The organism is Nocardioides sp. CFH 31398 (assembly GCF_022436705.1).
In the GTDB taxonomy this organism is placed as follows: Bacteria; Actinomycetota; Actinomycetes; order Propionibacteriales; family Nocardioidaceae; genus Nocardioides.
The window spans coordinates 41,913-61,495 of record NZ_JAKUHT010000034.1; the positions used below are offsets into that span (position 1 = coordinate 41,913).

General features: G+C 75.2%; 20 protein-coding genes. 11 read left to right on the forward strand and 9 right to left on the reverse strand.

Going from position 1 to position 19,583, the window contains the following annotated elements; translation table 11 throughout:
- Nucleotides 1–31: 31 nt before the first annotated feature.
- Nucleotides 32–1,414: an MFS transporter gene (locus MJ876_RS19940; RefSeq protein WP_240239081.1), complete on the reverse strand. Its 1,383-nt coding sequence runs from the start codon at nt 1,412–1,414 to the stop codon at nt 32–34.
- A gap of 55 nt (nt 1,415–1,469) precedes the next feature.
- On the opposite strand from MJ876_RS19940, the gene MJ876_RS19945 reads away from it, so the two are divergent.
- On the forward strand, nt 1,470–1,979 hold the full coding sequence (locus MJ876_RS19945; RefSeq protein WP_240239082.1) for a helix-turn-helix domain-containing protein: 510 nt from the start codon (nt 1,470–1,472) through the stop codon (nt 1,977–1,979).
- 21 nt (nt 1,980–2,000) lie between these two features.
- Here the strand turns inward: MJ876_RS19945 and MJ876_RS19950 are convergent, their stop codons facing one another.
- Nucleotides 2,001–2,765 carry an IclR family transcriptional regulator gene (locus tag MJ876_RS19950; RefSeq protein WP_240239083.1) on the reverse strand — a complete coding sequence of 255 codons (765 nt, stop codon included), beginning with the start codon at nt 2,763–2,765 and terminating at the stop codon, nt 2,001–2,003.
- A gap of 125 nt (nt 2,766–2,890) precedes the next feature.
- Here MJ876_RS19950 and MJ876_RS19955 point away from each other — a divergent pair, with 125 nt between their 5' ends.
- The 4 genes from MJ876_RS19955 to MJ876_RS19970 all read left to right on the forward strand — a co-directional run bounded on the left by MJ876_RS19955 (nt 2,891) and on the right by MJ876_RS19970 (nt 6,990).
- Nucleotides 2,891–3,766: an oxaloacetate decarboxylase gene (locus tag MJ876_RS19955; RefSeq protein ID WP_240239084.1), complete on the forward strand. Its 876-nt coding sequence runs from the start codon at nt 2,891–2,893 to the stop codon at nt 3,764–3,766.
- Nucleotides 3,767–3,792: 26 nt separating this feature from the next.
- The gene (locus tag MJ876_RS19960; protein WP_240239085.1) at nt 3,793–5,061 is read left to right on the forward strand and encodes an aconitase family protein; all 1,269 of its coding nucleotides are present in this window, start codon (nt 3,793–3,795) and stop codon (nt 5,059–5,061) included.
- Complete coding sequence (locus MJ876_RS19965; protein ID WP_240239086.1) at nt 5,058–5,594, forward strand: hypothetical protein; 537 nt, start codon at nt 5,058–5,060, stop codon at nt 5,592–5,594. The genes MJ876_RS19960 and MJ876_RS19965 overlap by 4 nt, the downstream gene beginning before the upstream one ends.
- A 73-nt stretch (nt 5,595–5,667) precedes the next feature.
- Nucleotides 5,668–6,990: an MFS transporter gene (locus MJ876_RS19970; RefSeq protein ID WP_240239088.1), complete on the forward strand. Its 1,323-nt coding sequence runs from the start codon at nt 5,668–5,670 to the stop codon at nt 6,988–6,990.
- Between the two features lie 15 nt (nt 6,991–7,005).
- On the opposite strand, the gene MJ876_RS19975 is transcribed toward MJ876_RS19970, so the two are convergent.
- Entirely contained in the window at nt 7,006–7,698 is a 693-nt protein-coding gene (locus MJ876_RS19975) for a VOC family protein (protein WP_240239090.1), read from the reverse strand.
- A gap of 41 nt (nt 7,699–7,739) precedes the next feature.
- Between MJ876_RS19975 and MJ876_RS19980 the strand changes: the two genes are divergently transcribed.
- The 3 genes from MJ876_RS19980 to MJ876_RS19990 are packed head-to-tail and all read left to right on the forward strand — an operon-like array spanning nt 7,740 to nt 10,683.
- Complete coding sequence (locus MJ876_RS19980; protein ID WP_240239092.1) at nt 7,740–8,612, forward strand: MoxR family ATPase; 873 nt, start codon at nt 7,740–7,742, stop codon at nt 8,610–8,612.
- Nucleotides 8,609–9,940 carry a VWA domain-containing protein gene (locus MJ876_RS19985; protein ID WP_240239094.1) on the forward strand — a complete coding sequence of 444 codons (1,332 nt, stop codon included), beginning with the start codon at nt 8,609–8,611 and terminating at the stop codon, nt 9,938–9,940. Before MJ876_RS19980 ends, MJ876_RS19985 begins: the two co-directional genes overlap by 4 nt.
- A 38-nt stretch (nt 9,941–9,978) precedes the next feature.
- Nucleotides 9,979–10,683 (forward strand): hemerythrin domain-containing protein, encoded by a 705-nt coding sequence (locus tag MJ876_RS19990; protein WP_240239096.1) that lies wholly within the window; start codon nt 9,979–9,981, stop codon nt 10,681–10,683.
- A 469-nt stretch (nt 10,684–11,152) separates the two neighbouring features.
- On the opposite strand, the gene MJ876_RS19995 is transcribed toward MJ876_RS19990, so the two are convergent.
- Genes MJ876_RS19995 through MJ876_RS20010 form a run of 4 tightly spaced genes read right to left on the reverse strand, consistent with a single transcriptional unit; the run spans nt 11,153 to nt 14,600 of the window.
- On the reverse strand, nt 11,153–11,602 hold the full coding sequence (locus tag MJ876_RS19995; RefSeq protein WP_240239098.1) for a hypothetical protein: 450 nt from the start codon (nt 11,600–11,602) through the stop codon (nt 11,153–11,155).
- Nucleotides 11,603–11,642: 40 nt separating this feature from the next.
- The gene (locus MJ876_RS20000; RefSeq protein ID WP_240239099.1) at nt 11,643–12,884 is read right to left on the reverse strand and encodes a cytochrome P450; all 1,242 of its coding nucleotides are present in this window, start codon (nt 12,882–12,884) and stop codon (nt 11,643–11,645) included.
- 19 nt (nt 12,885–12,903) lie between these two features.
- Nucleotides 12,904–13,716, reverse strand: coding sequence for an SDR family oxidoreductase (locus MJ876_RS20005; RefSeq protein ID WP_240239100.1), 813 nt, complete (start codon nt 13,714–13,716; stop codon nt 12,904–12,906).
- Complete coding sequence (locus tag MJ876_RS20010) at nt 13,713–14,600, reverse strand: sigma-70 family RNA polymerase sigma factor (protein ID WP_240239101.1); 888 nt, start codon at nt 14,598–14,600, stop codon at nt 13,713–13,715. The genes MJ876_RS20005 and MJ876_RS20010 overlap by 4 nt, the downstream gene beginning before the upstream one ends.
- A 281-nt stretch (nt 14,601–14,881) precedes the next feature.
- Between MJ876_RS20010 and MJ876_RS20015 the strand changes: the two genes are divergently transcribed.
- Nucleotides 14,882–15,628 (forward strand): ANTAR domain-containing protein, encoded by a 747-nt coding sequence (locus MJ876_RS20015; RefSeq protein WP_240239102.1) that lies wholly within the window; start codon nt 14,882–14,884, stop codon nt 15,626–15,628.
- Nucleotides 15,625–16,326, forward strand: a complete 702-nt coding sequence (locus MJ876_RS22410; RefSeq protein ID WP_240239103.1) for an ANTAR domain-containing protein — start codon at nt 15,625–15,627, stop codon at nt 16,324–16,326. Before MJ876_RS20015 ends, MJ876_RS22410 begins: the two co-directional genes overlap by 4 nt.
- A 143-nt stretch (nt 16,327–16,469) precedes the next feature.
- On the opposite strand, the gene MJ876_RS20025 is transcribed toward MJ876_RS22410, so the two are convergent.
- Nucleotides 16,470–17,489, reverse strand: a complete 1,020-nt coding sequence (locus MJ876_RS20025; protein WP_240239104.1) for a putative manganese transporter — start codon at nt 17,487–17,489, stop codon at nt 16,470–16,472.
- Nucleotides 17,490–17,515: 26 nt separating this feature from the next.
- Nucleotides 17,516–18,442, reverse strand: a complete 927-nt coding sequence (locus MJ876_RS20030; protein ID WP_240239105.1) for a manganese catalase family protein — start codon at nt 18,440–18,442, stop codon at nt 17,516–17,518.
- 166 nt (nt 18,443–18,608) lie between these two features.
- On the opposite strand from MJ876_RS20030, the gene MJ876_RS20035 reads away from it, so the two are divergent.
- Entirely contained in the window at nt 18,609–19,466 is an 858-nt protein-coding gene (locus MJ876_RS20035) for a BTAD domain-containing putative transcriptional regulator (RefSeq protein WP_240239106.1), read from the forward strand.
- The last annotated feature ends 117 nt before the right edge of the window (nt 19,467–19,583 follow it).

Genomic DNA, 19,583 nt, shown 5'->3' on the forward strand with positions numbered 1-19,583 from the left:
CAGCGACCCCGATCTAGGAGGCGGTCGACGGTCAGGCCCGCGGGGCCCGCTCCCGGCACAGCGCCACGACCACGGCGCCCGCGAGGGTGACCGCGGCGGTGACGACGGCGGCCACGTTCCACCCGGCGACGAGACCCTCGAGCGGCGTCCCCGGCCGGGGCGCGCCGAGGATCGCCGAGACCACGCCGACGCCGACGGCGGACCCGACGTAGCGGGCGGTGTTGTTGGCGCCGCTGCCCATGCCGCCGCGGCCGGCGGGGACGCTGGCGACGGCCTCGCGGCCCAGCGCGGAGTTGACCACCCCGCTCGCGACCCCGGCGACGAACAGACCGGGCAGGAAGTGGGCCCAGCCGCTGTCGGTGCCGGCCCCGGTGAGCAGCAGCTGGCCGAGCGCCACGATCAGCAGCCCCACGACGAGCTGGTGACGGCCGGTGATCGACGCGGGCAGCCGGCGGGCGAGGAGCGCGGTGACCACGGACGTGCCCGACCAGGCGAGCAGCAGCCACGCCGCGTGCAGCGCGGTGGTGCCGTACGCCGCGTCGAGGAAGAAGGCCATCGTCGAGAGCAGCGCGATGATCCCGCCGCCGGTGACCGCCGCGGCGACGGTGGCGGCGAGGAAGGCGGGCCGGCGCAGCAGCCCCAGGTCGAGCATCGGCGCTCGGCCGCGCCGCTCGACCACCACGAACGCCACCAGCAGGACGGCGGCGACCGCCGCCAGGGCGAGCGGCGTCGCGCGGTCCCAGCCGAGCCGGCCCTCGACGAGCGCGGCCAGGAAGGTGCCGACCGCGCCGGTGAACAGCACCGTCCCGGCGAGGTCGAGACCGCGGGGCTCCGGGGTGCGTGACTCCTCGACGGTCCGCAGCGCGAGCAGCGCGATCGCGAGGGAGACGACGGCGAGGACGACGTGCACGGCCCGCCAGCCGACCGCGACGTCCAGCCCGGCGGAGACGAGCGGGCCGACCGCGATGCCCGCGCCCACGCTCGCGCCCCACACGCCGCTCGCCCGGGCGCGGTCCGGGCCCGGCTCGAAGCGTGCGGAGATCAGGCCCAGCCCGGCGGCGATCACCGCGGCCGCACCGGCGCCCTGGCCGATCCGTCCCAGCACGAACACGACCTCCTCCGGGGCCGTCGCACAGACGACGGAGGAGGCGAGCAGCAGCCCGAGCCCGGCCACGAACACGCGGCGGCGTCCCCGGTCGTCGGCGAGGGTGCCGGCCGACAGCAGGACGGCCCCCAGTCCGATCGCCATCGAGCTGAGGATCCAGGTGCGCCCCGCCGCCCCGGCGCCCAGGCCGGCGGCGGTGGAGGTGATCGTCGCCAGGGGAGCGGTGAACGCGGCCAGCGACGTCGCCGTGGCGAGGGCGACGACCAGCAGCGTCGCCCGCGGGGTCCGACGACGGTCCGGGGTGGTCACGGCGGGACCGTAGCAGGTTCGGTCTGGTCACCGAACCGTTGTGTACCGTGCAGGGATGGCCCTCGGAGTCGACTACGCCGCCCAGCAGTGCTCGGTGGCCCGCACCCTCGAGGTCGTCGGCTCGCGCTGGACGTTGCTGATCGTGCGCGACTGCTTCTTCGGCGTCCGCCGCTTCAGCGACCTGCGCGAGCACCTCGGCGTCTCGCGCGCGGTGCTGGCCGAGCGCCTCGCCCAGCTCGTGGACGACGGGGTCCTGGTGCGCGTGCCCAGCGGGGGACGCGAGGCCTACGACCTGACCGCGAAGGGTCTCGCGCTGTGGCCCGTCGTCGTCGCGCTGCTCGCCTGGGGCGACGAGTTCTCCGCGCCCGACGGCCCGCGCCGGCTGTTCTCCCACGCCGCGTGCGGCACCGACCTCGACCGGGCCGGCGCCTGCCCGGCCTGCGGCACCAGCCCCTCGCCGTACGACGTGGAGATGCGGCCGGGCCCGGGGTCGCGCGGTCCGCAGGGGCCGGGGAAGGTGTCGGCCGCCCTGCAGGAGCGGCGGCGTCTGCTCGAGTCGATCTGAACCCCGAGGCCGGCCCGGCCCTCAGGCGCTGACGATCTCGAGGGACCTCGTCAGCCGCGCGGCGGCCTCGCGGACGGCGGTGAACCGCTCCTCCCCGGCGGCGTCGCGGAAGTCCGAGCTCGGGCCGCCGAGGCTGAGGGTGGCGACGAGCTCGCCGCCCCGGCCGAGCACGGGGGCGGCCACGGCGGAGACGCCGTCCAGGTAGTCGCCGTGGCTGACGGTGCCGCCGTCGCGGCGCACGGTGGCCAGGCGCGCCTCGAGGGACCCGGGGTCGACGACGGTCGCGTCGGTGTACGCCTCGGCGGGGGAGGCGAGCATGCGGCGGCCGATGGCGTCGTCGTACGCCGCCATCACCACCGGCCCGGCCGCGGCGTGGAAGGGCAGGACGGTGCCGACGCCGATGCCGGTGACCTGCAGCGACCGGCCGCCCTGGACGCGGTCGACGACGACGGCGCCGGCGTCCGCGGGGAGCATGAGGAAGGCGGTGTCGCCGAAGCGTCCGGCGAGGGCCTCGAGGTCGGAGCGGGCGAGGGCGCGCAGGTCGCCGTCCGCGAGCGCGGCGGAGGCGATGACGAACAGCGGCATGCGGATCGAGTAGGCGCCCTGGGCGTCCCGGTCGACCCAGCCCGCCTCGACGAGGGTCGACATCAGCCGGTGGACGGTCGGCTTGTTCAGCCCCGACTCCGTCGCCATCTCGGCGAGCGTCACCACGGGGCGCGCCGCGCTGAAGAGCCCCAGCAGCGCGCAGGCCCGCATCACCGAGCCCACGGTCTCCCGCTCGCTCATCGGTCTCCCTCCGGCCGGACGCGGCGATCGTAGCCAGCCCTGTTGACAGCGTGACCGCGGTCACGGTTCACTGCCGGAACACATTCCGCGAAACGCGTTCCGCAAGACGAAACGGAGACTACAGGGTGCACCTGCGGCAGATGATCGACGAGGACCTCGTCCACGCCCCCGGCGTCTGGGACGGGCTGACCGCCCGTCTCGCCGAGCAGGCCGGCTTCCGCGCGCTGTGCGCGTCCGGCTTCGCCGTCTCGGCGTCGCTGGGCTACCCGGACGCCGAGCTCTACACGATGACGGAGAACCTCGACGCCGTACGGCGGGTCCGCGAGGCCAGCCGCCTGCCCGTCGTCGCCGACATCGACACCGGCTACGGCAACGCGGTCAACGCCTCGCGCACCGCCCGCCGCTTCGCCGACGCCGGCGTCCAGGCCGTCTTCATGGAGGACCAGCTCTCCCCGAAGCGCTGCCCGCTCACCACCGGCGCCGACGTCCCCCTGCTCGAGACCCACGAGGCGGCCGGCAAGGTCCGCGCCGTCGTGGACGCCGCCCGCGAGTCCGCCGCCGACGCCGCGCAGCAGATGCTCGTCGTCGCCCGCACCGACGCCCGCGGGGACGACGCGCTGCGCCGCATGGAGGCCTACGTCGCCGCCGGCGCCGACCTCGTCATGCCGGTCACCAAGACCTTCACCACCGTCGAGGAGTGGCGCCGCTGCCACGAGACGCTCGGCGTCCCCCTCATGGCCACGCTCACGGCGTCCGCCTGGACCGAGAAGGCGCTGACCCCCGAGGTCTGCCGCGAGGTCGGCGTCCGCCTCGCGCTGCTGCCGACCCAGCTGCTGATGAGCGTCACCCAGGCCGCGCAGACCACCCTCACGCGGCTCGCGAAGGGCGAGGACCCCGCGACCGTGGGCGCCGACGCCATGGGTCACGCGACGTTCGTCGACGTCATCGGCACCGCCGAGGTCGACCGCCTGCGCGACACCTACCTGCCCGCGTCGGTCTGACCGCACGCCAGAGAGGAGGAGAACCCGTGCCCAGCACGATCGTCGAGAAGATCCTCGCCCGCGCCGCCGGCCGCGACGCGGTCACCGCGGGGGAGAACCTGCCGGTCCGGCCCGACCGGATGATGGCCTACGACTTCCCCGGCTACACCGACGTCATGTTCCGCCAGATGCACGACGACTTCGGGATCACCGAGCTCGCCGAGCCGGAGCGGTACGTCGTCTTCATCGACCACATGCTCACCCGGGGCGACGGCCGCGAGCAGGAGGTCCACCAGGTCACCCGCGACTGGTGCGAGCACTACGGCATCGCGCTGCACGAGGCCGACGGCATCGGCCACCAGGTGATGGTCGAGCAGGGGTACGTCGTCCCCGGCGCGTTCCTCGTCCACTTCGACGGCCACATCTCCGGCGCCGGCGCCTTCGGCGCCCTCGGCTGGGGCGTGCGCCGCGACCTCCTCGAGGGGTGGGTCACCGGGCAGCTGCACCTCGACGTCCCCGCCACCACCCGCTTCGACCTGGTGGGCGAGTTCCCGCCCGGCGTCGACGCCCGCGACCTGGTCCACGAGATCATCGCCATGCTCGGCGCCGACGGGTGCGCCCACCAGGTCATGGAGTTCGGCGGCCCGGGTGCGGAGACGATGGCCATCGGCCACCGCCAGTCGCTGTGCGGCATGGCGATGTTCACCGGCGCCGTCTCCGCGGTCTTCGAGCCGGACGACGAGGCCGCCACGCACCTGGCCGCGCTGGGTGTCGAGGCGGGCACGCCCGTCACGCCGGACGCCGACGCGACGTACGCCGCCCGCCACACCATCGACCTGTCGACGCTGCGTCCGCGCGTCGTCGAGCCCGGCTCCGCGCGATCGGCGAACACCCGCCACGCCGACGAGCTCGCCGGCACCCCGGTGACCAAGGCGTTCATCGGCTCGTGCGCCAGCGGACGGATCGAGGACCTCCGCGCCGCCGCCCTCGTGCTCGACGGCCGGACGGTCGCCGACGGCGTCGACCTCAACGTCGTCCCCACCTCGCAGGCCGTCCACGACCAGGCCGAGGCCGAGGGGCTGCTCGACGTCCTCCGCGGCGCCGGCGCGACCATCGCGCGGTCCAGCTGCGACTTCTGCTTCGGCTACCAGAAGCCGCTTCAAGCCGACGAGAACTGCATCTCGACCGGCGTCCTCAACATCTCCGGGCGCATGGGCAGCACCGCCGCCAACATCTACATGGGCTCCGCCTCGACCGTCGCCGCGTCCGCGCTCGCCGGGTCGATCACCACCGCCGAGGAGGTGGGCCGCGCATGAGGACCTACCCGCCTCCGCCCGACGTCATCACGGGCCGCGTCGCCTGGGTCTTCGGCGACGACTTCGACATCGACCTCGTCATCGGGGTGGAGAACATCAAGTCGTACGACGCCGACTTCCTCCGCGGCGTCTGCATGCAGGCGTACGACCCGACCTTCGTCGACCGCGTCCGCCCCGGCGACGTCGTCGTCGGCGGCCGGAACTTCGGCTACGGCCACCCCCACTACCCGCCGATGGTCGCGCTGCGCGACCTCGGGATCGCCGCCGTGCTCGCCGAGTCGTTCTCCCCGGGCTTCTGGCGCGGCGAGACCTACAACGGCATGCCCCTGCTGACCGTCCCCGGCATCAGCACCACCGCCGCGACCGGGGATCGTGTCGAGGTCGACTGGCGCGCCGCCGACGTCCGGCTCCCGGACTCCGACGCCCGCCTCCTCGGCACCCCGCCCAGCGACCGCGCCGCACGCGTCGTCGCCGCCGGCGGCTCGCTGAACCTCCTGCTCGCCGAGCACGGCCGCACCCCGGCCACCACCTGACCCGCCCTCCCGCCAGCCCTCCCGCCAGCCCAGCCCGCACCCAGCCCTCCCGGCCCGACGTACGAGGACCGCCATGACCGACACCCAGCCCGGCACCGCCGTTTCCGCCGAATCGGCGACGGAACCGAGCCCCTCCACCGCCAAGCGCGCCGCCCTCGCCGGCGGCGTGGGCACGCTGATCGAGTACTACGACTTCAGCGTCTACGCGTTCCTCGCGGTGACGCTCGCGCCGCTGTTCTTCCCCTCCGACGAGCCCGCCGTCGGCGTCCTGCTGACGCTCGCGGTGTTCGGGTCGGCGTACGTCATGCGGCCCATCGGCGGCTGGTTCTTCGGCCGCCTCGGCGACCGCCGCGGACGCCGCCACGCGCTCGTCGTCACCGTCGTCGCCATGGGCGTGTGCTGCGCGCTGCTCGGGATGCTGCCCACCCACGCCACCGTCGGCGTCCTCGCCCCGGTGCTGCTCGTGCTCATCCGACTCGCGCAGGGCTTCTCCGCGGGCGGCGAGATCGGCGGCGCGGCGACGTACGTCGCGGAGTCCTCGCCCGCCGGCCGCCGCGGCGTGTTCGGGTCGATGACCCCGATCGGCTCCACCCTCGGCTTCTCCGTCGCCGCCGCGGTCGTCGGCACCGTCTCCGCGCTCACCACCCCCGAGCAGATGGCCGCGTGGGGCTGGCGCATCCCGTTCCTGATCTCGATCCCGCTGGCGATCCTGTGCCTGTGGGCCCGGGTGAAGCTCGAGGACACCCCCGACTTCGAGGCCATGGCCGCCAAGGCCGAGGTCGTCCGCAGCCCGCTGCTGCAGGTGGTCCGCGAGCACCCGCTGTCGGTGCTCCGCGTCATCGGCATCGCGATCGCCATGAACGGCTCCGGCTACATCGGCCTGACCTACTTCTCCATCTACCTCACCGGCGAGGGCTTCGACCCGCAGGCGATCTACTGGACCGCCGCCATCGCCATCGCGATCGCCTGCGCGAGCTTCCCGATCGCGGGGCTGCTGACCGACCGGTTCGGCCGCAAGCCGGTGCTGCTGACGGCGTACGTCGGGTTCCTGGTGCTCGCCTACCCGGTCTTCGCGATCATGGGCTCGACGTCCTCGATCCTCGTCGTCGGGATCGTCTGGGTCGCCTACATGATGTTCAACGGCCTCGCGCAGGTGCCGGCCTTCCCGCAGTTCACCGAGCTGTTCCCGCGCAACGTCCGCTACACCGGCGTCGCGCTCGGCTTCAACATCGGCACGATCATCGCCGGCGGCAGCGCGCCGTACATCGCCGCGCAGCTCGTGGAGTCGACCGGCAACACGATGGCCCCGGCGTTCTGGGTGATGGGCGTCGTGGTCGTCGGCATCGTGACCGTGCTGACCCTGCGCGAGACCAGCCGCAAGCCGCTGCCGGTCTGAGGTCCGGCCGGCCGGTCAGCCGGGTGTCTCTCGGCCCCGCCAGGTGACCACGCAGGCGTGGTTGCCCTGCGGGTCGGCGAGCACCCGGCAGCCCGGGTCGTCGACGACGAGGGAGCCGCCGGCCGCGAGCGCGGCCGCGACGCGGTCGTCGGCGACCTCGTCCGGGAGCCACAGGTCGAGGTGCCAGCGCTGACTCGGCACCGGGCCCGGCCGGGTGGCCTGGAACCAGACCGACGGACGACGCCCTGCGGGGTCGCGCAGCTCGACCTCCTGACCACCGCCGCTGACCTCGACTCTCACCGCCTCGTAGCCGAGCAGCGCCGTCCAGAACGGGGCGACCTCGGCGCCGTCCGGGCTGTCCAGGGCGAGCTCGAGGACCGCGGTGCGCTCCGGCCTCGGGGTCGCTCCCGCCGTCCGGGCCAGGCTGCTCACCGCACGGGCCAGGGCGACGTCGGCCGCGCTCACGCCACCGAGGCCGGGCGTGGTGAGGCGGAGCCCGACCCACCCGTGCGCCACGTCGAGGTCGAGGTGCCGCTCACGTCCCTCGGCAGCGCGCGCCACCTCGGCGACCAGCGCGCCCGCCGCGGCGAGGTCCCCGACCTCGAAGCCGGCGTGCAGCCGGTCGAAGAGCAGTCGCCAGTCCTCGAGGCCCTCGGCCGCGACCTCCGGCGGGGTCAGCCGGCGCCCCGCACCGGAGTCGTCTTCCACGCGCGTCACCCTGCCACCCGTACTGCTCCTAGGCTCACCGCGTGACCTGGTTCGCCTCGCCCGACGACGCCGCCGCACGACTGGGAGGGGCGGGTTACCTCGCGGACGACGCGACGGCCACGTCGGCGTACCTCGCCGGGCAGCTCGGCAAGCCGCTGCTGGTGGAGGGCCCCGCGGGGGTCGGCAAGACCGAGCTCGCCAAGGCGGTCGCCCGCGCGCACGGCGCCGAGCTGGTGCGGCTGCAGTGCTACGAGGGCCTCGACGAGGCGCGGGCGCTGTACGAGTGGAACTACAAGAAGCAGCTCCTCCGCATCCAGGCCGGGTCCGACGACGAGTCGTGGGCGGCGACGCAGGACGACATCTTCAGCGAGGAGTTCCTGTTGACGCGGCCGCTGCTGACGGCCATCCGGCGCGACGGGCCGACGGTGCTGCTGATCGACGAGGTCGACAAGACCGACGTCGAGGTGGAGGGCCTGCTGCTGGAGGTGCTGTCGGACTTCCAGGTCACCGTCCCCGAGCTCGGCACCATCACCGCCACGCGGCGCCCGTACGTCGTCCTCACCTCGAACGCCAGCCGTGACCTGAGCGAGGCGGTCCGCCGGCGCTGCCTGTTCCTCCACCTCGACCACCCCACGCCGGAGCGCGAGCGGGAGATCGTGGTGTCGCACGTGCCGGACGCCGAGGACGCCCTGGTCCGCCGGGTCGTCGACGTCGTCGGCCGGCTGCGCTCCGCGGAGCTGCGGAAGGCGCCGTCCATCGCCGAGACCGTCGACTGGGTCCGCACGCTCGTCGCGCTTCAGGCCGGGTCGCTCGGGGACGACGCCGCGGCCGCCGCGATGGAGCGGACGCTCGGCGTCGTCGTGAAGCACGGCTCCGACCTCGAGGCGGCGGCGAAGGAGCTCGCACGCGCATGATGCTCGACCGGCACCTCGGGTTCGTGGGCGCGCTGCGCGCCGGGGGGGTGCCGGTGGCGGTCAGCGAGGACCTCGACGCGCTCGCCGCGGTGTCGTCGCTGGGCTGGGAGCGGCGGGCGTCGGTGCGCGAGGCGTACGCCGCGACGCTGCTCAAGCGGACCTCCCACCGCCCGGCCTTCGACGCCCTCTTCGACCTGTGGTTCCCGCCGCGGGTGGGGACGTCGCGGCTCGGTGAGGCGGGTCCTGACGCCGATTCGGCACAAACGGAGGGGCAGGGCGCCCCGGACTCGGGCGAGCAGCGCGAGGACCTGCGCCGGCGGCTCGAGGAGGCGCTCGCCGACCCGGCGACCACGGACGCGCAGGTCGAGGCGCTCGCGGTGGAGGCGGTGGGCCGGTTCGGACGGCTGTCCGGGCGGCCGGCGGGGGCGAGCACGTGGTCGGCGTACACGACGCTGCGGCGGCTCGCGCCCGGCGAGCTGGACGTCGACGAGGACGCGCTCGCCGGCTTCGAGGCCGCCGTCCAGCGCGAGGCGCTGCGGCGCATCGCCGAGCAGAAGGGGGCCGAGCACGTCGGGCGGACCGCCGTCCGCCCCGCCACCGACCGCGTCGCGTTCACCTCGGCGAGCGCGGCCGAGCTGACCCAGATGCGCCGCGCGGTCGCCCCGCTCGCCCGGCGGCTCGCGGCGCGGCTGGCGCGCGACCACCGGTCCGGCCGCCGCGGGCCCCTCGACGTCCGCCGCACCGTGCGGTCCTCCCTCGGCACCGGCGGGGTGCCGCTGACGACGCACCACCGGCCCCGCCGTCCGCGGCGGACCGACCTGGTCGTGCTGTGCGACGTGAGCGGCTCGGTGGCCCACTTCGCCCGCTTCACGCTGATGCTCGTGGTCGCGCTGCGGGAGCAGTTCAGCGGCGTCCGCGCCTTCGCCTTCGTGGACGACGTGGTCGAGGTGACCGACCTGCTGCGCCCCGGCGCCGACGTCGCCGAGGTGCTCGGCGACCTCGTCGACGCGCGGGGTCGCGCCGTCCGGCTGGGGCGCACCGACTACGGACGCTCGCTGCGCTCGTTCGTCGAGCGGCACGGCGACGCGGTGGGTCCGCGGACGACCGTGCTCGTGCTCGGCGACGCCCGGTCGAACTACTCCGACCCCGGACTGGTGCCCCTGAAGCGGATGGTGGACGGCGCCCGCCAGGTGTTCTGGCTCAACCCCGAGCCGCGCCGCCAGTGGGACTCCGGTGACTCCGACGCCGGCCGGTACGCCGCGGTGGTGCCGATGGCGGAGTGCCGCGACCTCGACCAGCTCGCGCGGTTCGTGCGGGAGCACCTCTAGCCGTCGGATCACGCGCCGGGGCGCGGGCACCGTGAGCCATGACGTCCCTCGCCGAGCAGACCACCGAGCAGCTGGGCGGACCGCTCAGCGTCCTCGCCGTGCAGAAGCGTGACCACGTCCGCCTCGACCGGCTGCTGCACGAGCTCGACGACGCCACGCCGGGTCCGGAGGAGGACCGGGTCCTCCGCGCGATCGCCCGCCTCGTCTTCCCTCACGCGTTCGCGGAGGAGGCGCTGCTGTGGCCGGTCGTCCGCAGCGCGGTGCCGGACGGCGAGGCGCTCACGCTGCAGGTCGAGCGCGAGCACCAGGAGGTCAACGAGCTGTGGACCGAGCTCGAGACGACCCCGCCCGGCCCCCACCGGGTGGCGCTGAAGAAGCGGCTCGCGGAGGTGCTGCGCGAGGACGTCCGCGACGAGGAGGACGAGCTGCTCCCGCGCCTGCAGGACCGCGTCGAGACCGGCCGCCTCCAGCTCCTCGGGATCGCCTGGGAGGTGCTGCGTCGTACGGCGCCCACCCGCCCGCACCCCGTGGTGGCCCGCCGTCCGCCCGGCAACGCGCTCGCCGCGCTGCCGCTCACCGTCATCGACCGCTCCCGCGACGCCCTCGACGCCGTCGCCGGCCGCGTGCCCGCCGCGCGAGACCGCGCCGTCACCCTCAGCGCGGCCCTCGCCGGCGTGGCCGGTCGCGTCGAGCGCTGGGAGCCGCTGCGGCGCGGGGAGCGCCCCGCGACCCACCGGGCCTGAGCGGCGCGGGCGTCGTCCACAGCCCCGGGCCCGGCCTCCTGGTAGTCCCCTGAGGATCTGTCGTCCACGGACCCCCGGGACGACCGTTCGTCAGGGGACTACCCGGAACCGAGGAGTCGGGCTGTGGAGAGGCGCGGTGCCGCCCGGGTGAGCTCCCCGCGGGCCGTCAGCCGGGTAGTCCCTGACGTTGCGACCGTCGTCCGGGCGGTTTCAGGGTCGCAACGTCAGGGAGTACGGCGGCCCGGGGCTCGATGGCGCCGTCGGCCCGGTAGTCCCTGACGTTGCGACCGTCGTGCGGGTGGTTTCGGGGTCAGAACGTCGGGGAGTACGGCGGGCCGGGGCTAGATGGGGCCGTCACCCCGGTAGTCCCTGACGTTGCGACCGTCGTCCGGGCGGTTTCAGGGTCAGAACGTCGGGGAGTACCCGGGTCGCGCCCCAGCCGCACGCCCGGACAACGCGCCGACTCGTCCTACTCGGGCGCGGGCGGGGTGGCCTCGTGGTGGCGGAGGCCGTGGGTGCGGCGGTCCTCCTTCATCTCCGCCTCGAACAGGTGCCGCCTGCCCCCGACGAGGGTCTCGCGGGCCTCTCGCTCCAGCGCGGTGAAGGCGGCGTAGTAGCCGTCGTCGTACTCCTCGACCGTCTGGAAGCTCCAGCGCCCCTCGAGCACGTTGCGGCCGACGAGCTCCCGCTCGACGCGGTCGGCGAGGTCGTCGTGCCCGGCGTCGCGGAGCTTGTCGACGGCGTCGCCGAGGGTGAGGTCGGCGGTGCCGGACAGGCGGTGCCAGGTGTAGAGCGCCCCGCGGGCCGCCTCGATCGCCTCGAGGGCCTCCGAGAACGAGCCGAGCGCGTCGACCGTCTCGTCGGACACGCCTGCGGGTCGCTGGTGCTCGCGGCCGGGTCGCTGCCGGTCGTCGCTCATGGGTCCCCTCCCGGGTCAGCAGGTGGTCAGCAGGGGCAGGTCAGAAGGTGGCTGCCTCTCGGCGGGGGAGTACCCGGACGTCGGCGGTGGATGAGAGCAGCGTCGCCCGCGCGTACGGCGTCCCGCCGGGCAGGGTGGGGATGCGGCGCAGGTCCACGTCCCAGGACCCGACCGGGACGACACCGCGGGCACAGATCTCGTCGAGGGTCGCGTCGAGCAGCACCGTGACGAGGTCCTCCCCGGGGCAGCGGTGGCCCCGCACGCGACCGCCGCCCTGCGGCACGAAACCGTACGGCGGGGGCTCGGTGCCGACGAAGCGCTCGGGCTCGAACCGGTCGGGGGCGGGGTAGGTCGCCGGGTCGTGGTTGATCCCGGGCACGTCGAGCAGGAGGCGCTCGCCCTCCGCCACGGCGACGCCGTCCACCTCGAGCGGACGACGCGCGACGGCCGCGAGGGCGGGGACGAACGGTGCGGTGCGGCGGACCTCGTGCAGGAACGACCGGCGCCGCGCAGCGCTGCGCTCCAGCCACGTCTCGCCGTCGGTCCAGCGGTGCGCGTCGAGGACCGCGAAGCAGCCCAGCCAGGAGGTGGCGATGGTCGGCCGCACCAGGTTGCCGAGCTCCACCGCCGCGGTGCGCTCGTCGAGGTCGCTGGCGGCGATCGCGTGCGCCGGCGTCCCCGGCGCGACGACGAGTTCCCCGTGACGGATCGCCCTCAGCGTCAGTCGCGCCCAGGCGTCGGTGCGGGCCCGCGCCACCCAGGCGCGGGCGTACGCCGAGCCGCGCAGGCCGAAGCCGTCCACGACGCGGGCGTAGGTGCGGGCGAGGTCCACCTCGACGTGCGGTGCGAGCGAGAACCCCGCCCAGCGCAGCGCGGCGACGCCGTACGCCACGACGAGCGCGTCGTGCAGGTCGACCTCCCGCTCGCCGGCCTCGTCGAGGATCTCGCCGAGCAGCCGCCCGGCCTCGGCGGCGCAGCGGGTGACCCCCTCGACGCCCATCTGGGCGCGCAGCAGGTCCTTCCGCTCGGCGTGCTCGGTGTGGTCGAGGGTGTGGACGGCGCCGCGGCCGAACAGCAGCCAGCCGAGGGCCGCGGGGACGGCGTCGGCGCGTCGGGTGGCGGCGGGGTCGTAGAAGGTGCGGGCGCCCTCCTCGGTGCCGACGACGACGGCGCGCGAGCCCAGCAGCCGGCTGGGGTACGTGGCGGTCGCGCCGCGGCGGTCGCGGTCGGTCTCGATGGCGCGGAAGCCGTGGGTCAGGAGCAGGGTCGCGAGGTCGGACATGGCTGCCGGTTCCCGCTGCTCAGCGCGTGAACCGCGCCAGCAGCCGCGCCCGCAGCGGGTCCGGCAGCAGGCGGGTCGCGGTGTCCTGCACCCGCACCAGCGACGACCCGGGGACGAGGGTCGCCCTGCCGTCGAGCATCGCCTCGTAGGCGTCGCGGGCCACCGTCTCGGGGCTGTCCTTCGGCGTGGACGACGCCAGCCGGGTCCGCAGCATCCCGGCGCGGGCGAAGAACGGGGTGTCGACCGGACCCGGGCGGGCGGAGGTGACGGTGACGCCGGTGCCCCGCAGCTCCTCGCGCACGGCGAGGGCGTAGGTGTGCACGAACGCCTTCGAGGCGTCGTACGTCGCCTGGTGCGGCCCGGGGGCCGCGGAGGCCACGGACGACGTGACCAGCACCCGCCCCCACCCGTGCGCCAGGAGGTCGGGCAGCAGCAGCTTCAGCAGGTGGACGACGCCGCGGACGTTCAGGTCGACGACCCGCAGGTCGTCACCGAGCGGCACCTCGTCGGAACGGCCGTGCGCGGCGGCGCCGGCGTTGAGGACGACCGCGCCCAGGGTCTCGGACCGGCCCGCCACCTCCCGGGCGAGGGCGTCGACGCCCTCACGGGTGGCGAGGTCGGTCTGCACGGCCTGGACGTGGCCGCGGCCCTCGGCGGACAGCTCCCGGGCGGTGTCGTGGATCCGCTCCTCATCGGCGGCGGCCACCACGGTCCACCCGTCGCGGCTGAGGCAGCGGGCGAGCTCGAGCCCGATGCCGGTCGAGGCGCCGGTGACGACGGCGAGCCGTCCGGGCCCGGCGGACCTCGCCCGGTCGTCGGCGGGTCCGCTCACGAGGCCGCCGCGGCCATGACGGGCCGGGCGCCGCGGCCCTCGATCGTGCTGCGCAGGTCGGCGAGGATGTCGCCGAGCCAGCGCGACACCGTGGCCTGGGTGACCCCGAAGCGGGTGCCGATCTCGCGCTGCGACTTCTCCTCGAAGAAGCGCAGGTAGAGCACGGTGGCGTCACGCTCGCCGAGGGTCCCCAGGACCCCGGAGAGAACGACCCGCGCCTCGGCGGCGCCGAGCTCGTCGTCCGCCGCGAGGGTGTCGCCGAGGGTGACGGTCGACCCGGCCTCCGGCGGCTGGTCCAGCGAGGCGGGGGTGAAGCACCCCAGCGCGCTGCCGGCCTCGGCGTAGTCCCTCTCGGAGGTGCCGGTGGCCGCCCGGACCTCCTCCGGGGTGGCCTCCCGGCCGGTGGCGACGGACAGGTCGGACGACGCGCGTCGCAGGGCCAGCTGCAGCTCCTGCACGCGACGGGGCGGGCGGACCATCCACCCGTGGTCACGGAAGAACCGGAGCACCTCCCCGCGGATCGACGGGACGGCGTAGCTCAGCAGGTCGTGCTGGCGGTCGGGGTCGAAGCGGCGGACCGCCTTGACGAGACCCTCGGCGGCGGCCTGCTCGAGGTCCTCGGCGTCGATGCCCCGGTCGGAGTAGCGCCGGGCGACCGCGACCGCCACGCGGTGGTTCAGGGCGATCACGGCGTCGAGCATCGAGGTGCGAGCGGCGTCGTCCTCGGCGTCGGCGGCCCGGCGCAGCAGCTCCTGGGAGAGCGCACGGCGCTCGTCGTGGGAGAAGCGGCGCTCGGTCCGGGTGGCCGTGGCCACCAGCTCGCGCCAGCAGGCGGCGGCGAGCGCGGCGTTGTCCAGGGTGGGCAGGACAGATGTGGCAACCATGGAGACCTCACAAGGGCGTTGGTGCCGGGGTCTCGCCGGTTGCTTCAGCGAGGAAGAACCTCTGACGCTAGGACCACTGCGAGGGGGCTCGTCAACCCGTGCGGGGAGGTTGCATGAAACTGGTTGGCCTGGGCACCGACAGGCGCGCCCGATGGGGTGGTGGTAGAACTTCCGGCGTGGCGCGCACGGCTGTGACCTGCGGGTTCGTGCCATCATCGCCCGGTCGGCAGCCCTGGGGGAACAGCCGTCCACACCCCCTCACCTGTCGCTCGGAGGTCTTCTTGTTCGATCACGCCGACCTGCTGCTGGCGTTGTCCCGGGCCCTGGCGGAGAACCCCCGCGAGGAGCGGTGGCCGGCGCTGTGCCGCGCCGCGGTCTCCGGGCTGCGGGTCGACGACGGCAGCATCGCGCTCTGTGTCTCCGGGGTGCCCGAGCTGGTGTGCGCGTCGAGCCGCCGGGCCGCGGGGTTCGGGCAGGCCCAGGAGGTCACCGGCGAGGGCCCCGTGTACGACGTCCTGGCGACGTCGGCCCCCGTCCTGATGACCGGCCGGGCCGACGATTCCCGGCGGTGGCCGCGGCTCGCGGCGTTCTATGACACCGTGGCGGTGGGGCCGACCGCGGCGGTCCCGATGCTGGCCCAGCCGACGGAGGTGGTGGGTGTGCTGACCGTCCACCACAGCCTGCAGTCAGGCCTCGGCGAGTACCTCCACGGGCCCTCCGAGGCCCGCCGCGCCGAGGCGCTCGACGACGTCCGGTTCGTCGCGGACACCCTCGCCGCCGTCGTCCTCGCCGACACCCTGATGCCGGACGACGAGCAGGTGCGGTGGATCGACCGGGACCGCGTCTCCCAGGCCGTCGGCATGGTCGTCGCCCAGTCCGGCGGGACCCCGGAGGACGCCCTGGCGCTCATCAAGGCCCGCGCCTTCGTCGAGGGCACCACCGTGGGCGAGATCAGCCGCCGGGTGATCGCTCGGGAGCTCGACCTCGGCCGGTGCGGAGGCGTGGACGGCGGGAGCACCGCCCCGTGACGGGCGCCGACGGCCTCGGCCGCGCGTTGGCGGCGCTGTCCGGCGAGCAGCCGGACGTGGGCGACATCCTCGCCCACCTCGTCGCCGACTGCGCCGCGTCGAGCGGCGCCCGCGCGGTCGCGGTCCTCGCGCGCGACGAGCCCGCGGCCGACCTCGAGCTGCTCGCGGCGTCGTCCCACCACGCCGCGGCGATGGAGGTCTGGCAGGCCCAGCACGGGCGCGGCCCCTGCGTGGAGGCGATGGACGCCGCCCGCGTCGTCCACCGGACCGCCGAGGCGGAGGGTGTCGAGGAGGGCTCGCTCGGCGCGCTGATGCGGGACGCCGGGTTCCGGGCGGTCAGCGCCTACCCGGTGGCGTGGCGGGGGGTGACGCTCGCCGGCCTCAACCTGTTCTGGGCGAGCGACGAGGGCGGTCGCGCGGCCGACGGCCAGGAGCCCGGGCGCGTGTACGCCGACCTCGTCGCCCTCGCCATCGCGCACCCCGCGCTCACCGACGCGGGTGCCGTCCGGGCGCAGCTGCGGCGCTCGATGGCGCAGCGGGCCGTGGTCGAGCAGGCCAAGGGCGTGCTGGCCTGGACCGAGGGCCTCGACATGGGCGCGGCCTACGCGCGGCTGCTGACGCTCACGGAGACGTCGTCCGCGACGCTCGGCGAGGTCGCGGCCGAGGTCGTGCGCCGCCGCGGCGCCCCGCCCGCCTGACGGGCGGCGAGACCGACCAGGACGACCAGTGCGCCGCTGATGCCCCAGACGGTGCCGGTGAGGCCGAGGACGAGCGCGAGCAGCAGGCCGAGGCGGTCGGCGGACAGGAAGACGGGCACAGCGGGCCCCTTTCGTGGTGGTGGTCAGGTGAGGAGCAGCAGGGCCGCGCCGACCAGGAGCGCCGGGACGGCGGTGAGCGCGCCGGCCAGCACGGCCGCGCGGGGGTGCAGGGCGAGCAGGGGCAGCAGCGCGTCGCCGTCCTGGCTGACGGTCGCCGCGGCCAGGGTCGACAGCGGCATGCCGCCGGCGGTGAAGACGCCGACGAAGACGATCTGCGCGGCGCAGCCGGGCACGAGCCCGACGGCGACGCCGACGAGCACGCCGACGAGGCCGTGGACGGGCAGCTGCGAGCCGTCGAAGCCGGTGGCCCGCTCGAGCACGGCGAGCCCGACGTACGCGACGGACACCCAGGTGGTGACCTGCGCGACCTGCGCGCCGCTCTCCCGCAGCACCCCCGGTCCCGCGAGCCGCCCGGACGCCGCGGCGGCGAGGCAGAGGCCGGCACCGGCGAGGCCGACGACGAGGTAGAGGTCTCGCGGGTCGGAGAGGTTCAGCGTGACGGGCAGTCCGACGACCGCACCGCCGCCGATCGCGAGCCACAGCAGCACCGGCAGGACGCCGAGGGAGTGGACGAGGGTGGCGCCGTTCGCTGCGCCGTCGGGCCGCACGAGGTCGGGGGGTGGCGCCGGGGGCACGCGCAGCACCGGACGTCGCGGGGCGATGCCCGCGGCGTCGACGAGCCAGCCGCTGGTGGCGCCCACGACGAGCAGCCCGGCCTTGAGCTGGACGGTCAGCACGGGGTCCGCCGCGAGCAGCACCCAGGAGACGTCGCCCATCGTGGCGACGAGCGCGGCGACCGCCGTCCCGTAGGACACCGCGCCGCGGGCGTACGCCGTGACCACCACGATCGCGCCCCCGCAGCCGGGGGGCATCGTGAGCGCAGCCCCCACCAGGGGGGCCCAGCGGGCGTGCCGCTCGAGAGCGGCCGCCAGCCGGGCCCCCCACCGGTGCTGGGCCCAGCCGAACGGCGCGACCGCGAGGGCGACGAAGACGCCGACCTGCATGAACGCGTCCGCCAACGGCTGGAGCAGGAGCTGGGTCATGGGTGCGCCTCAGGGTGAGCCGGGGCTCACTCGTCGCCGGTGAGGGCGTCCTTGGCCTTCTGGACCAGGCCCTCGCCGCCACCGCCGTACAGCCCGCCGCCGGAGCCGGGCGTGCCCGGGCCCTTCGAGCCGTCGTACGTCGCGAACAGCAGCGGGTCGGGCGCGGGGAGGTCGGCGACGTCCAGCTTCTCGCCGACCGGTCCACCCTGCTCGAAGCGGATCTCGTCGTCCCCGATGAGCGTCGTGCCCTGGGCCCAGCGGCCCTCGCCGGCGGTGCTGCCCTCGTGGAACGAGTAGTAGGTGCGGGCGGCCTCGTGGTTCTCCTCCTCCTTCAGGGAGTCCTCGATGCCGTCGGTGTAACCGTCCTCGATGAGCTGCTCGATGCCGAGCAGCCACTGCTGCTGGTGGAAGGTGTCGCGCGCCAGGTTGAAGCGCAGCGTCTCCTTCACGCCCGGGTCGTCGGTCATCTGGAACACCCGCGCCGTCTGCAGCCGGCTCTGGGCCTCGGCGTGGACGTTGGAGCGGAAGTCCGCGAGCAGGTTGCCGCTGGCGACGATGTAGCCGCCGTTCCACGGCACGCCCTGGCTGTTGGTGGGCATCGCGCCGCCGCCGGTGACGATGGCGTGCTGCACGTTCTGGCCGCCGAGCACCGCGGCGAGCGCCGGGTTGGACGCCGCCGCCTCCGCGACGGTCTCCGACGGGGCGCCCTCGAGGAGGCGGGCCATCATCGTCGTGAGCATCTCGACGTGGCCGATCTCCTCGGTGCCGATGTCGAGGATCATGTCCTTGTACTTGCCGGGGATGCGGCAGTTCCAGCCCTGCCACAGGTACTGCATCATCACCGTCATCTCGCCGAACTGGCCGCCGACGAGCTCCTGCAGCTTGGCCGCGAAGAGCGCGTCCGGCTTGTCGGGGTGGACGTCGAACTGCAGCTCCGAGCTGTGCCTGTACATGGGGGTCCTCTCGTGGTGGAGCGCCTCTCGCTCCGACGTCCTCCACGCTCCCGGTGAGGCGTGCCCGGGCCGTGGCGCGCGGCGACCCCGCGACGTACGACCTCCCGGTGCGCCGGCGGCGCACCCGCGGTGCGTGGGCGTCACACGGGCGTCACAGGTGGCTCGGATGAGCCTGGTCACCGCCGGGCACGGATCGCCGGAGGTGGTGACCCTGGACGGATGGTGCCGGCTGACGCTGCTCGGGGAGTTCCGGCTCGAGGCGGACGGCGACCCCCCGCAGGTCGGTGCGGTGGCGGAGCGCCTCCTGGCGATGCTCGCGATCACGCACCGCCGTCGGCGGGTCCGGCGCACGGCGATCGCCGAGCGGCTGTGGCCCGACGCTCCCGCCGGGCGGGCGACGGCGAGCCTGCGCTCGACGCTGTGGCGGATGCCGCGGCCCCGCGGCCGCGCGCTGGTGCAGGGCAACGCGACCTCGGTGTGGCTGGCCGACGGGATGGCCGTGGACCTGTGGGCGGCCGAGGACCTCGCGCACGACCTGGCAGGGCCCGAGGGCGTCGACCACGCCGACCGGGGCCTGGACCTGCTGCGCGAGGACCTGCTCGCCGACTGGGTCGAGGACTGGCTGGTCCTCGAGCAGGAGAGCCACCGCCAGACCCGCCTGCGCGCCCTCGAGCTGGGGGCGTCGCTGCTGTGGCGCCACGGTCGCCGTACGGCGGCGCTCGAGGCGGCGATGGCCGCCGTCCGCGCCGAGCCGCTGCGCGAGAGCGCCCACCGCGCCGTCATCGAGGTGCACCTTGCGGAGAACAACCTCTCCGAGGCGCTGCGCCAGTACGACGGCTACCGCCGCCTGCTCGCCGACGAGCTGGGCCTGCGCCCCACCGAGACCATCCGCTCGCTCGTCGCCCCGCTCCTCGGCCGTCCCGTCGACGCCCCCGGCGGCGGTCCCGACGGCGTCGAGCCCGCCAGCCGCCGCGCCCCCGGTGCCCCCGGCCGCATCCGCACCTCCGCCTGGCCCCTCCACTGAGCCGACTCGGCACGTCTGCGCGGCTGTAGGGCGTCGAGTCGGCACGTCTGCGCACCGGATCAGCGCCGGCCGACGTGGGCGGCCCCGCCGCCTGCGCAGACGTGCCGACTCGACCCG

Coding starts and splice junctions, on each gene's coding strand:
- MJ876_RS19950 (WP_240239083.1), bottom strand. CDS start 2,765: ATGAGCGAGCGGGAGACCGTGGGCTCGGTGATGCGGGCCTGCGCGCTG.
- MJ876_RS20030 (WP_240239105.1), bottom strand. CDS start 18,442: ATGTACAGGCACAGCTCGGAGCTGCAGTTCGACGTCCACCCCGACAAG.
- MJ876_RS20000 (WP_240239099.1), bottom strand. CDS start 12,884: ATGTCCGACCTCGCGACCCTGCTCCTGACCCACGGCTTCCGCGCCATC.
- MJ876_RS19965 (WP_240239086.1), top strand. CDS start 5,058: ATGAGGACCTACCCGCCTCCGCCCGACGTCATCACGGGCCGCGTCGCC.
- MJ876_RS19985 (WP_240239094.1), top strand. CDS start 8,609: ATGATGCTCGACCGGCACCTCGGGTTCGTGGGCGCGCTGCGCGCCGGG.
- MJ876_RS19990 (WP_240239096.1), top strand. CDS start 9,979: ATGACGTCCCTCGCCGAGCAGACCACCGAGCAGCTGGGCGGACCGCTC.
- MJ876_RS19995 (WP_240239098.1), bottom strand. CDS start 11,602: ATGAGCGACGACCGGCAGCGACCCGGCCGCGAGCACCAGCGACCCGCA.
- MJ876_RS20035 (WP_240239106.1), top strand. CDS start 18,609: ATGAGCCTGGTCACCGCCGGGCACGGATCGCCGGAGGTGGTGACCCTG.
- MJ876_RS19970 (WP_240239088.1), top strand. CDS start 5,668: ATGACCGACACCCAGCCCGGCACCGCCGTTTCCGCCGAATCGGCGACG.
- MJ876_RS20010 (WP_240239101.1), bottom strand. CDS start 14,600: ATGGTTGCCACATCTGTCCTGCCCACCCTGGACAACGCCGCGCTCGCC.
- MJ876_RS19945 (WP_240239082.1), top strand. CDS start 1,470: ATGGCCCTCGGAGTCGACTACGCCGCCCAGCAGTGCTCGGTGGCCCGC.
- MJ876_RS20025 (WP_240239104.1), bottom strand. CDS start 17,489: ATGACCCAGCTCCTGCTCCAGCCGTTGGCGGACGCGTTCATGCAGGTC.